Annotated in this window: 9 protein-coding genes; 6 read left to right on the top strand and 3 right to left on the bottom strand. The window is 41.8% G+C overall.

Features of this window, described 5'->3' with window-relative positions:
- Positions 1 to 5: 5 nt before the first annotated feature.
- The gene (locus C4F40_RS10835) at positions 6 to 1,742 is read right to left on the bottom strand and encodes a GMC family oxidoreductase (RefSeq protein WP_196939424.1); all 1,737 of its coding nucleotides are present in this window, start codon (positions 1,740 to 1,742) and stop codon (positions 6 to 8) included.
- A gap of 186 nt (positions 1,743 to 1,928) precedes the next feature.
- On the opposite strand from C4F40_RS10835, the gene C4F40_RS10840 reads away from it, so the two are divergent.
- On the top strand, positions 1,929 to 3,194 hold the full coding sequence (locus tag C4F40_RS10840; RefSeq protein ID WP_196939425.1) for a glycosyltransferase: 1,266 nt from the start codon (positions 1,929 to 1,931) through the stop codon (positions 3,192 to 3,194).
- Between the two features lie 41 nt (positions 3,195 to 3,235).
- On the opposite strand, the gene C4F40_RS10845 is transcribed toward C4F40_RS10840, so the two are convergent.
- On the bottom strand, positions 3,236 to 3,661 hold the full coding sequence (locus C4F40_RS10845) for a hypothetical protein (RefSeq protein ID WP_196939426.1): 426 nt from the start codon (positions 3,659 to 3,661) through the stop codon (positions 3,236 to 3,238).
- Between the two features lie 306 nt (positions 3,662 to 3,967).
- Between C4F40_RS10845 and C4F40_RS10850 the strand changes: the two genes are divergently transcribed.
- Positions 3,968 to 5,020: a sugar phosphate isomerase/epimerase family protein gene (locus C4F40_RS10850; protein ID WP_196939427.1), complete on the top strand. Its 1,053-nt coding sequence runs from the start codon at positions 3,968 to 3,970 to the stop codon at positions 5,018 to 5,020.
- Positions 5,021 to 5,066: 46 nt separating this feature from the next.
- Here the strand turns inward: C4F40_RS10850 and def are convergent, their stop codons facing one another.
- Positions 5,067 to 5,654: a peptide deformylase gene (def, locus tag C4F40_RS10855; RefSeq protein ID WP_196939428.1), complete on the bottom strand. Its 588-nt coding sequence runs from the start codon at positions 5,652 to 5,654 to the stop codon at positions 5,067 to 5,069.
- A gap of 135 nt (positions 5,655 to 5,789) precedes the next feature.
- Between def and C4F40_RS10860 the strand changes: the two genes are divergently transcribed.
- The 4 genes from C4F40_RS10860 to C4F40_RS10875 all read left to right on the top strand — a co-directional run bounded on the left by C4F40_RS10860 (position 5,790) and on the right by C4F40_RS10875 (position 12,652).
- On the top strand, positions 5,790 to 6,545 hold the full coding sequence (locus tag C4F40_RS10860; protein WP_196939429.1) for a hypothetical protein: 756 nt from the start codon (positions 5,790 to 5,792) through the stop codon (positions 6,543 to 6,545).
- Positions 6,546 to 6,645: 100 nt separating this feature from the next.
- On the top strand, positions 6,646 to 7,818 hold the full coding sequence (locus C4F40_RS10865) for a Gfo/Idh/MocA family protein (protein WP_196939430.1): 1,173 nt from the start codon (positions 6,646 to 6,648) through the stop codon (positions 7,816 to 7,818).
- 32 nt (positions 7,819 to 7,850) lie between these two features.
- On the top strand, positions 7,851 to 8,726 hold the full coding sequence (miaA, locus tag C4F40_RS10870) for a tRNA (adenosine(37)-N6)-dimethylallyltransferase MiaA (RefSeq protein WP_196939431.1): 876 nt from the start codon (positions 7,851 to 7,853) through the stop codon (positions 8,724 to 8,726).
- A 698-nt stretch (positions 8,727 to 9,424) separates the two neighbouring features.
- The gene (locus tag C4F40_RS10875) at positions 9,425 to 12,652 is read left to right on the top strand and encodes a SusC/RagA family TonB-linked outer membrane protein (protein ID WP_231390019.1); all 3,228 of its coding nucleotides are present in this window, start codon (positions 9,425 to 9,427) and stop codon (positions 12,650 to 12,652) included.
- Positions 12,653 to 12,660 lie beyond the last annotated feature (8 nt).

Raw genomic sequence — 12,660 nt, forward strand, 5'->3', positions numbered from 1 at the left:
TGGGTTTAGCCGTTAAGTTTGGTTTTTTGATCTAAAATATACTCTGATGTTCGCATGGATAGCGCGAGGATAGTCCAGGTAAGGTTTTTATCACCTTGTTGGACAAAAGGACCGGCATCTACGACAAATAGATTTTTGCAGTCGTGTGCCTGTCCCCATTTATTAAGCACAGAAGTTTGTGGATCATTCCCCATGCGGGTAGTTCCACCTTCATGGATGATTTTTCCAGGAGCTTCGAGACCGTACAAGGTGTCCTTTCCGGGAATTTTAGACGTTATGATAGCTCCCATCTCATGCATAATGGATTGAAACGTTTCCTGCATATGTTTTGCTTGTTCAATTTCTTCGTTTGCCCATTTATAGTGAAATCTTAAAACAGGAATACCGAATTTATCCACTTTATTAGGATCTATTTCACAATAATTGTCTTTTCGTGCCAAAGCAGTCCCACGTCCAGCCATGCCTACGTTCGCACCATAGAAATTACGGTAATCTTGCTTCAATCCTAGGCCGTATCCCCCTCTTTCCTTTGATTGTCCATTTTGACTGACCGCTTTATTATTCGCTTCTGGTACCCAATTTAAAAAACCATACGAAGGCATATGTAAGCCGCCACCATATTCAATGTGGTACCCTCTCGGAAATTTTAAGTTTTTATTATCCAACCACCAAGGAGAGTAGATATGTACACTTCCTACGCCATCCTCGTTGTACCGTTTTCTTTCCATTAACTGGGGTAGGAAACCCGATAAGCTTGCCCCTGTCGAATCATGTAAGTATTTTCCAACCAAGCCACTGCTGTTGCCAACACCGGCGGGATGGGCTGAAGATTTGGAGTTTAACATAATGCGAGCACTTTCGCATGCGCTGGCMCCCAATATTACGGYTTTTCCTTTAACCGTATACTCCTGAGAATCTGCTGTGCTTACATACGAAACGCCGATAGCGGTGCCCTCATCGTTGGTCAATACTTCCCGCACCATTGCATTGTCTATTACAGTTAGATTTCCGGTTTTCATTGCAGGAAAGATTAAACAAGATGACGATGAAAAGTCGGCATAAACTTTACAAGACCTTCCACATTGTCCACAGTAAAAGCAAACGCCTCGGTCTTTGTTTCCTGGCAACGCTTCTGTAAGAACGGATCCACGTCCCGGAATAACAGTTACACCTGCTTTTCTCGCGCCCTTTGTAATATATAATTCATTTAATCGCGGTTTCGGCGGTTTAAGGAAAATACCGTCAGGTTCGTTTGGAATGCCTTCTACTGTACCGTATATACCTACCAAACGATCTACGCGGTCGTAAAACGGTTTTACTTCGTCGTAGGTAATTGGCCAAGGATCGGTAACACCATCTTTGGGTTTGAAATCATCAGGGCCCATGCGGAGAGAAATCCTTCCCCAATGATTCGTTCGACCACCTAACATGCGCGCTCTAAACCATTCAAAATCCGTTCCTGCAGCTTTAGTATAAGGCTCACCTTCTAGCTGCCAGCCTCCAAATGCGGCATCGAAATCCCCAAAAGGCCGGGTGGTTGATGCTCCACGACGGGGAGATTCCCAAGGCCATCGCAATTGGAGGGCATCTTTTGCGGGATCAAAATACGGCCCTGCTTCTAACATCAGGACTTTTTGTCCAGCATGGGCTAATATATAGCCCGCCATCCCTCCACCAGCGCCCGAACCGACAATTATCGCATCGTACTCTTCTGGATTTTCTTTAATTTGAAAGTTGATCATAAACGTGTATACAAATTTTTAGGTTTTTTCACTATGCTAATACAATTTAGTAAACATAAAAATAGATAAAATATTTCAAAAAACGGAGACAGAGACAGCTTTATTACTTTTCTCATTGCTAAATAAAATATTTAATTTCGGAAGTTGAAGCCAACATGATAGCTTCGTTGCTTTAAAACCAGGTGGATGAAAAAAATTTTAATCATAGGACTTGTTTGGCCGGAACCAACTTCATCTGCCGCGGGGTGGAGGATGTTACGTTTGATTAAATTGTTTCTGAATTCCCACCAAGTACATTTCGCCTCCGCCGCAGGAAAATCAGATTACTCGCATAATTTAGCGGAACTGGGGGTTCACGAACATGTTATTCTGTTAAATCACAACTCTTTTGATGAGTTTATTGGTCAACTTCAGCCTGATGTCGTGTTATTCGATCGCTTTATGATCGAGGAACAGTATGGTTGGCGTGTCGCAGAATACTGCCCTAGTGCATTACGGATATTAGATACCGAAGATTTGCATTTTTTGCGGTTGGCCCGACAAGAAGCATATAAAAAAAACGCCATGACTAGCGGTAGCCATGGTCTTGAAAGTCCAATGAAAGTTAACCTAAAATCGGACACCGCAAAAAGGGAGATAGCGTCTATTTTACGCTCCGATATTTCACTTATCATTTCAGAAAATGAAATGGAACTTTTACAAAATGAATTTAATATACCCTCCAATATTTTGTACTACTTGCCTTTTCAGGAAGATGAAATTTCAGCGGATAAGATCGAAAAATGGTTGCGTTTCGAAGATCGCCAACATGTTGTATTTGTTGGTAATTTCATCCATGAACCAAATTGGCGTACTGTTGAGGTTTTGAAAAATAAAATTTGGCCGGTATTAAGAAAGAAGATTCCTGCTGCAGAACTACATATTTATGGAGCCTATGCTTCACAGAAAGTATTCCAGTTACATAAACCAGCGGAAGGCTTTTATATAGAAGGAAGAGCCGACGATGCACGACAGGAATTAGAGCGATATCGGGTACTGTTGGCACCTATTCCTTTTGGGGCAGGAGCAAAGGGTAAATTCGTGGATAGCATGCAAGCGGGAACGCCCTCCGTTAGCTCTACTGTAGGAGCTGAATCCATGTCGGTAAAAGGCGAATGGAATGGTTTTATATGTGATGATTATTCCGAATTTGTAGAGAAAGCAGCTGCGCTATATCAGAATAAAGAGCTTTGGTACAATAGCCAGCGTATCGGTGCGCAAATTCTGAATGACCGTTATGCTAATCCGGCTTATGGTACAGCACTTTTATCCCTGTGTTCGGATAAAATCAGCCATTTGAAGGAAGACAGGGATGAAAACTTTATGGGGCAGATTCTACTTCATCATCAACACCAAGCAACAAAATATATGGCACGCTGGATAGCCGAAAAAAACAAAAAAGCGCAACCTTAGCTGCGCTTTTCTTCTCTCTAATTTAACGATTAGTTACTGCCTTATCTCCTTCTTTTAAATACAATTTCGGTTCGGACCGGCCCCGTTATATTTACTAACGTTAAGGTTGCGATTGACTGTACGATATTTTCTTTAATATCATAATCTAAACCATCAAATGTCATTTTCTTGGGAGACGATAAGTTGTAACTTTTGGACGTTTGTACATCAGATCCTTCTGTTTTTATCCAGGCTTTACCATCCTTGTCAAAATTTAAAGTCTGATTTTCAGCTAATAACTCGGTAGTTACGTTTAATGTGTTATCTGAATTTCCAGATACCGTCTTGGTGGCTTTTTGCCAAACTCCGGCTGTGATAATGTTTAATGCTGTATCACGACTGATGTTGTCTATCGTTTCTTCACTACATGATGACAGTCCGACGATGGATACAGCCATGAATAGCATTAGTGTAATTTTTGTTTTCATATCTATATAATTTATCAGCTATCGCGGTATCCAAAAGACATTCCTTTCTGTTTGGAAAGTATGTACTACTTGGATATTTTTAATATGCTATTTTAAATATACCAACTATTGTACCAATGCTTAAAAACGCCTAATTGAAAAATGGATCACGCTACTAAAAGCGCATTATAAATTGTCCTGCTGTTTAGCTCAAATTCTAGCGTGAGATTTATTATCTTTATCATCGTAAGTAGTTATTAAAGAAACATGTAATTGTTGCAAGTCTGTTTACTGTAAAAAGACTTCATCGATCAAAAAACAAACTAAATGAAAACAATCAAAGGACCGGGTATTTTTTTAGCACAATTTATAGGAGATGAAGCTCCTTTCAATTCGTTGGATAGTATTTGTAAATGGGCAGCTGATTTAGGCTTTAAGGGAATTCAAATGCCTACATTGGATAAGCGATTCATTGATCTGCAGCTTGCTGCAGAAAGTAAGACCTACGCCGACGAGCTAAAGGGTAAAGTAGCTTCATATGGTTTGGACATTACCGAGTTGTCTACGCATTTGCAAGGGCAATTGGTTGCTGTTCACCCAGCATATAACGAATTATTCGATTCTTTTGCTGCTCCTGAAGTGAAAAATAATCCAAAAGCGAGAACAGAATGGGCGATTCAACAATTGAAATATGCTGCAAAGGCGTCACAGAATTTGGGTTTGAAAGCGCATGCAACATTTAGTGGTTCGTTATTGTGGCAATATTTTCATCCTTGGCCGCAACGTCCGGATGGATTGGTCGACGAGGCTTTCACCGAGTTGGCGAAAAGATGGACACCTATTTTAGACGCATTTGACGCATGTGGGGTAGATGTGTGCTATGAAATACATCCAGGAGAAGACTTATTCGACGGCGTTACGTATGAGATGTTTTTAGATAAGGTAAATCAACATCCCCGGGCATGTTTGTTATATGATCCATCGCACTTTGTATTACAGCAATTGGATTATATTCAATACATCGATTTTTACCATGAGCGGATTAAGGCTTTCCATGTGAAAGACGCCGAATTTAATCCGACGGGAAGACAAGGGACATTTGGTGGATATCAGGGTTGGGCAGATCGGGCAGGAAGATACCGTTCCCCGGGCGATGGCCAAGTAGACTTCAAAACTATTTTTAGCAAGTTAACGCAATATGATTTTGACGGATGGGCGGTAATGGAATGGGAATGTTGTATCAAAAATCAGGAAGATGGTGCCCGTGAGGGATCAGAATTTATTCGCAAAAACATCATCCATGTAACTGATAAAGCTTTTGACGATTTTGCTGGAGCGGAAACTGATGCGAATTTTAACAGAAAGATATTGGGATTATAATGTTGTGAAGAAGTAAAGTCGTACTCGACTTTACTTCTTCACAACATTATCGCCCTTTTTTCTCGAAAGGGAATTTCATTTTGTAGGAAACTTTAACGTTTCCCTTTGAAATAGCATCCAGTTTGCTTTTTAACATTGCCTTTTTTACAGGACCTAATTTATCAATAAATAACTTTCCTTCGATATGATCGTATTCATGTTGTACGATACGCGCGGCAAGTCCAGATAGTGCGACTTCATGCTCTTCGAAGTCTTCGTCTAGGTAATTGATGATAATATTGGTAGGGCGTTGCACTTCTTCGGTAATATCCGGGATACTTAAGCAGCCCTCATTGAAGGCCCATTTATCGCCGGTTTCCTCTATTATAATTGGATTTATAAGTACTTTCTTGAAATCTTTCAACGATGGATCTCCGGCTTCGTCTTCATCATCTTCGGCAAAAGGCGACGCGTCAATAACAAAAAGTCGAATTGGTAAACCTACTTGCGGGGCGGCGAGACCCACACCACGAGCGGCATACATCGTTTCAAACATATTGTCGATCAACTCTTTTAAATTTGGATAATCTTCATCTATCTCGGCGGTCTTTTTTCGTAATACTGGATCGCCATATGCTACTATAGGTAATTTCATCTATTTAATTTTCAATGGTTGATGATATCTCTCCCGACATCATCGGGAGAGATATCATCTCCTTATTTTGCAAAGTGCAAAGTTACCAATTATTTGTGACAAGGATCTGAACGAATAATTAGTAATTTTATAGCCATGGGCGATCACAAGCAAATAGTTTTAGAATTTATTGGAAAAATAACCCGACGGATTCCGTTGATTTTTACGGTACTTGTGAAAGAGAAAACCATTGTTTTGCAGTCTGAAAGATTCCATGTCGTTTTCTATTACCCACAGTCTACTCGCTTATCAAATGACCCAATCCGAAAAACCATTCATATCGATTATGATGTAGTTGTCTCTTCAACTGAAAAACTAATGGCTCGGTTAGAAAGTATTTTTGGATTTGGGAATCGTATTTATGCTAGGGATACCGTGGCTGTCCGGATTGACAAACGCATATCTATGGAATTTCAGGAAGACCATCATCTCCAATCTGCCTTACCCGGAAAATATAGGTATGGTTTGTATTATAAAGGAGATCTGGTGTCGATAGCTGTATTCAGCGGCGGGCGAAAAATGAATGATACACCCGTAGACTACCGATCTTTTGAATTACTTCGTTTTTGTCACAAACGACCTTATATCGTAATCGGTGGATTGTCTAAATTAATAAAGGCTTTTAGCAGTGACTTTAAACCAGGGGACATTATGACGTATGCTGATCTGGATTGGTGTCAAGATTCGTCATTGGAAAAAATCGGATTCGAACCAATTCAGACAATCTTACCGCAGGTGATTCTTGTAAAAAGTGGCGTCCGTGTATTCGACAAGAGTTTAACAGCGAATGAGCAGGATGGGGATTATTGGGTTGAAAATAAAGGAAGTTTGAAATTAAAGCTTATCCTTTAAACTCTTTTTAGTATTTTTCCTTTCTAAAGAAATTGCATTTGAAAGCAATTTTGCCTAAGTTTAAGGTTAGATCAACGAAATAAACAAACAAAAAATATATATGACACGTAAACTTCGTATGGGAATGGTAGGCGGAGGAAATGACGCCTTTATCGGTGCTGTCCACCGAATTGCCGCTTTTATGGATGGAAAAATTGAACTCGTTTGTGGCTCTTTTAGTGTAAATCGGGAGGTTTCCCTAGAATCAGGAAGAGATTTGTTCGTCGCAGAGGACCGAATCTACCCGGATTATAAAACAATGATTGAACAGGAAGCTCTTCTGCCCGATGGGGAAAGAATGGATTTTCTAACCATTGTGACACCTAACTTTTTACATTTTGAACCCGCAAGGTTAGCATTAGAAAGTGGATTTGATGTTGTGGTGGAAAAACCGATGACCGTGTCGTTGGAAGAGGCAAAAAAACTGCAGGAGATCATAGATCGTACCGGACGTACCTTATGTCTTACGCACACGTACTCGGGGTATCCCATGGTAAAGCAGGCTAAAGCGATGGTGAAAGATGGACATTTTGGAAAGATCCGGAAAATTGTCGTAGAATATCCGCAAGGTTGGTTGAGTCGTCTGTCGGAACGCGAAGGTAACTCGGGCGCGGCGTGGAGAGCAGACCCAGCGCGTTCTGGTAAATCACTGGTAATGGGTGATATCGGTACACATGCTGCTCATTTAGCAGAGTATGTTTCCGGATTGCGGATAACTGAATTATGTGCGGATCTGACCACTTTTGTAGAAGGACGCCAAATGGACGACGATGGTTCTGTATTGCTACGATTTGATAATGGAGCTAAGGGTGTATTAATGGCTTCGCAAATATCTGCAGGCGAAGAAAACGCGGTGCGTATTCGCATATACGGTGAAGAAGGTGGATTGGAATGGGCTAATGAGGATCCCAATAATCTGATTATCAAAATGCTGGATCAGCCGCGTCAGATTTATCGTACTGGCAATGCATATGCAGCACCCTTTACGTTAAGCTCCTTTGCAACGCATAATACGCGTATTCCTGCAGGCCACCCTGAGGGATTATTGGAGTCTTTTGCTAATATTTACCGAAATTTTGCATCTACTGTATCTGCGAAGCGGGAAGGGCTTCAACCCAAGCCTGAAGAATTAGATTTTCCGAATGTGGCAGATGGCGTACGTGGCATGGCATTTATAGATACTGTAGTAGAAAGCAACGTTAGTTCTGAGAAATGGACTAAATTTGTGGTGTGATAAACACCCAATCAGTCGTTAAATATCTTCAGATGGAAACGGACTTTCTGTCTGAAGATATACTAATCGTATTAGGCCCCACGGCCAGCGGAAAAACGAAATTAGCCGTATCGCTAGCTCAAGTATTCGATGCTGAAATCATCAGCGCCGACTCCCGTCAGGTATACCGACATATGGATATTGGTACAGGTAAAGATCTGCAGGAGTATCAAGACGTTCCCTATCACCTGATCGATATCTTAAATCCTGGAGAGAAGTATAATATAAGTTCTTTCCTGCGGGATTTTGATGAGGTTTTCCAAGCTATTAAAAGCAGGGGGAAGAAGGTACTTGTATGTGGTGGAACGGGATTTTATTTGCAGGCTTTATTGGAAAGTAGGCCTTATATGCATATTTCGGTTAATGATGACCTTCGATCGGCTTTTATAAATTCACCGAAGGAAGAACTTGTTAAAATGGTTCGATCGAAGAATCCGCCGCCGGGCTACAATATAGATTTTAATTCCAAAAAACGGTTAATTAGAGCTTTGGAAGTGTTATCCTGGTTAGCGGATAATCCAAGTGAAACAATACCCAGTTTACCAGTTTATGCGGCGACCGTTATCGGCCTTAATCCCGCCGTTGAGGTGCGACGGGAGCGTATTTCGAAGCGTTTGGCAGAACGTCTGGAAAGCGGTATGATCGATGAGGTAAAATTTCTAGTGGCCGAGGGCATTACCTATGAAGAAATGGAATACTATGGATTAGAGTATAAATATATTTCTTATTACCTGCAAGGTAAGCTAGATTATACCTCATTTGTTATCAAGCTGGAAACAGAAATTCATCGCTACGCCAAAAGACAGATGACCTATTTTCGAAAAATGGAAAAGGATGGGGTGAAGATTCATTGGCTTTACTACGTATAAAAAAAGGTTATCAACCGGGGAGATTGATAACCTTTAACTAACCAATTATTAACCTAAATTATGAACAACAAAGATAAGCTTCAAATTGACAAATGGCAAGTTTTTAACCTATGTTAACGATAATGATACAGTTTGGGTTTTGCGAATAGCTTCGATATAGCTTCTAGAACATCTTCACGCCTTGTGGCTCGTGCTACTACGCCGTATTACCCTACTGTGCCCCTGATGATAAGGACTCCGTAATTGAATTCGTCATTTTTCCTTTAAATCTCCTGTACTGTAGTTTGAGACAGATTAGCAAAAAGATGAACGGAAATTGCAATAGCAAACGTTCTGTTTACTTTACTTTTGAATTACAGTTAGCAAATTTATAAACAACACTGCAAATTGAATTTCTCGGTCATGTCGTACACGCTTTAGTAGCGTAACCAATTCTTTCGGTACCCAGCCCCCTTGCTTTTTTGAACAAAATACATTGATGAGAGAAGTTTACAATAGTGCAGAGCAACAATTTATAAACTTATGGAAAATAACAGAAGTACTTTATCACCTACCCTTACCTTGATACGAGACGTATTAGACAAATTAAATAGGAAAGAATCAAACTTTAATTTATGATGATAGATACATATTTACCGCGACCTCATAATCGAAAAATGAGTGTGCGAGGCGTAATCTTAGTGTTATGCACTTGCTTGATGCCCTTCATTGTAATCGGACAGAATAGATCCATCACCGGTACCGTGACTGATGCACAAACAAACCAACCCATTCAGGGTGTTGCTATACAAGTTCAGAATAGCGAAGTGGGAACGAGTACAAACGCAGATGGGGGTTTTAGTTTACAAGTTCCGGCGAACGCTGTATTGCAAATTTCCTCTGTGGGGTATACGTCACAGACACTTACTGTGGGAAGTAGAAATGAATTCCAGATTCAATTAACCCCAACCAATGAGTCTTTAGACGAAGTTGTGGTGGTGGGCTATGGTACGATGCGGAAAAAGGATCTGACGGGTTCCATTATTCAAATTCGTCCGGATCGCATTGCAAACGAAAATCCGAGAACGGTGCAGGATATCCTGCGCGGCACGCCGGGCATTAATGTTGGGTTTAATCCTTCCGCGAAGGGAGGTGGATCCTTACAGATTCGTGGGCAACGTTCTGTCTATACAACCAATAATCACAACAGCCCGTTGCTCGTGGTGGACGGCATGTTTTTTTATGGCGAGCTTTCGGAAATTAACCCGGATGATATTGAGCAGATTGACGTGTTGAAAGACGCATCAGCGGCGGCTGTCTATGGTTCAAAAGCGGCAAATGGCGTGATTATTATCTCCACTAAGCGTGGAAAGGTAGGTAAGCCTGTGATCAATTTCACAGCTAACCTAGGTGCTACAGGAGTAAGTAATTTTCGTGAGCGATGGGATCCTGACGCCTATATGAACCATCGCCGGGATTGGCTTATACAATCAACCTACGGTGTTAACCCAGAAACAGGTGCTTATGAAGCTTATCAAACGGGCAATAGGGTGAACCAACCTCAATTTTACTCGCACCCCGATGAGCTACCGTCCAATATTTCTTTAGACACTTGGCGGGGATATACGACTAATAATGCGGAAGAGTCTGATCTAAGTATTTGGGGTAGGAGATTAGGTCTTGGGGGTAATAATAATAATGGTAATGCCCTACAGAATTTTCTTAACGGCAAGGTCGTTAATTGGAAGGATCACGCCTTTCGAACCGGCTTGGATCAGGATTATAACGCCAGTGTCAGTGGTGCCAGCGAGCGGTCAAACTACTATTTTTCGATGGGTTACCTCAAAAATGAGGGAGCAATCGTCAGCGACGATTATCGGGCAGTGCGCGCCAATATAAAGTTGAACACGCAAGTAACAGATTGGTTGGAGATAGGTGCCAACGTCAATTTTCAAGACCGCTCGGATGGAAACATTGAGATTGATTTCGGACAGACAATGCGCAACAGTCCGTTTGCCGATTATGCGGATGAAATGGGCAATCCACTACAATTCCCTTTGGATGATCAATTTGGACAGCGGGGATACAATTTCGATTTTCAACGCCAGTATATGGAGTTAGACAAGGGCTTTACGGTATTCAATACGATCTTACAGGCAAAAATCAAATTGCCTTTTAATATTACCTATGCCTTCAATGCTGCACCTCGGTACCAATTTTTCCATGACCGCTACTTTATGTCGGCCCAACTACCGGGCTCCAATCCCATCAATCGAGGAGCTAACCGGGAGTCGGCGAAGCGTTTTGATTGGTCGTTGAACAATACGATTACCTGGGAGCACACCTTTGCGGAGAAGCACCGATTCAATGTCACTTTGGTACAAGAAGCTGAGCAATTGCGGTATTGGCAGGAACGTATTGAGGCGCGTAACATTCTACCCTCTGATGCCTTAGGTTTCCACGGCATTGGCTATGGTGATAAAGAATACTCTAACTTTTCCAGCAACGATGTCAACGAAACCGCTGATGCGTTAATGGCACGCTTGTTCTACAATTACGATGACCGCTATATGCTTAATGCTACTATCCGTCGCGACGGTTATTCGGCATTCGCAACGAATGATCCCTATGGTGTTTTCCCCTCCTTTGGGGCCGCCTGGGCATTTAGTAATGAAGGTTTCTTCCAAAAGTGGAGCCACATCATGAACAGCGGAAAACTTCGAGTCTCCTACGGCGAAAATGGTAACCGATCATTAGGTAGCCCCTATCTTGCTTTGGCAGATTTAAATCGCGGAGGAGGAAGAATGCAGGGATACCTCAATTCTTCTGGTCAAATGCTTCAATATCGTTACTTAATTATGGGTAGGTTGGCCAATCCAAACCTGGAGTGGGAGAAAACCGCCTCATGGAATTTTGGTTTAGACTTTGGGTTTCTCAATGACCGTATCTCCGGTAGTCTCGAGTACTACCACATGCAAACCCATGATATGGTCATGAACCAACGTCTACCAGGGTTTGCAGGGTTTGCAGGGATCATCACCAACCTTGGACAAGTCAACAACAGTGGGATTGAACTCGCGCTCAATACAAGAAATATCGAAAAGGAGAATTTCCGTTGGTCCACCACCGTTGGGTTTTCCTACAATAGAAACCGCATCAAGCACTTGTACTATGACTACGAAGATCAATTGGATGGCGATGGAAATGTGATTGGTCGTAGAGAACTTGATGATGAGGATAATCGCTGGTTTGTCGATCGATCCATTAGTGCCATTTGGGATTACAAAGTGACTGGTATTTGGCAGGTCGACGAGATCGAAGAAGCTGCTCGTTATGGACAACGGCCAGGTGACCCAAAAGTAGAAAACAGCTATACGGGCGACGATGTTGTAAATCAAGATGGATCAATTACCCCTACATATAACAATATGGATCGGCAATTATTGGGCGAGTCTGTCGCTCCTTACCACTGGTCTTTGCGTAATGAATTTACGTTTTGGAAAGACCTTACCTTTTCCTTCCAGATTTACTCGTTTATGGGACATAAAAGAACGTCAGGCAACTATCTAAATAATGACGATTCTGGCGGAAACATGCAGCACGGACTTGCCAATCGACAAGCCAAGGAATACTGGACTCCAGAGAACCCGACCAATAAATTCGGACGTATACAAGCTGCTGGCCCGAGAAACAGTGATGCCGCATCAGCTCCAAAATTGTATAACGCTTCTTTCATCCGTTTGGACAATATTGCGATTGGATATACACTACCAAAACAATGGACATCCCGATACAACCTGAATAGAATAAAAGTATTTGGTGCGGTGCGTAATGCTGCAACGTGGGCACAGGAGTGGATTTATGGTGACCCTGAGGTAAATGCAGGAGATTTTCCAGACTCTTGGGCTTCCCGCACATTCACATTTGGAGTGAATTTAAATTTGTAGACAATTAA

This window comes from Sphingobacterium pedocola, from assembly GCF_015209965.1.
Taxonomy (GTDB): domain Bacteria; phylum Bacteroidota; class Bacteroidia; order Sphingobacteriales; family Sphingobacteriaceae; genus Sphingobacterium; species Sphingobacterium pedocola.

Excerpts from the sequence above, each read along its gene's own strand:
- C4F40_RS10840 (WP_196939425.1), top strand. The coding sequence starts at position 1,929 with ATGAAAAAAATTTTAATCATAGGACTTGTTTGGCCGGAACCAACTTCA.
- C4F40_RS10875 (WP_231390019.1), top strand. The coding sequence starts at position 9,425 with ATGCCCTTCATTGTAATCGGACAGAATAGATCCATCACCGGTACCGTG.
- def (WP_196939428.1), bottom strand. The coding sequence starts at position 5,654 with ATGAAATTACCTATAGTAGCATATGGCGATCCAGTATTACGAAAAAAG.
- C4F40_RS10845 (WP_196939426.1), bottom strand. The coding sequence starts at position 3,661 with ATGAAAACAAAAATTACACTAATGCTATTCATGGCTGTATCCATCGTC.
- C4F40_RS10860 (WP_196939429.1), top strand. The coding sequence starts at position 5,790 with ATGGGCGATCACAAGCAAATAGTTTTAGAATTTATTGGAAAAATAACC.
- C4F40_RS10850 (WP_196939427.1), top strand. The coding sequence starts at position 3,968 with ATGAAAACAATCAAAGGACCGGGTATTTTTTTAGCACAATTTATAGGA.
- C4F40_RS10865 (WP_196939430.1), top strand. The coding sequence starts at position 6,646 with ATGACACGTAAACTTCGTATGGGAATGGTAGGCGGAGGAAATGACGCC.
- miaA (WP_196939431.1), top strand. The coding sequence starts at position 7,851 with ATGGAAACGGACTTTCTGTCTGAAGATATACTAATCGTATTAGGCCCC.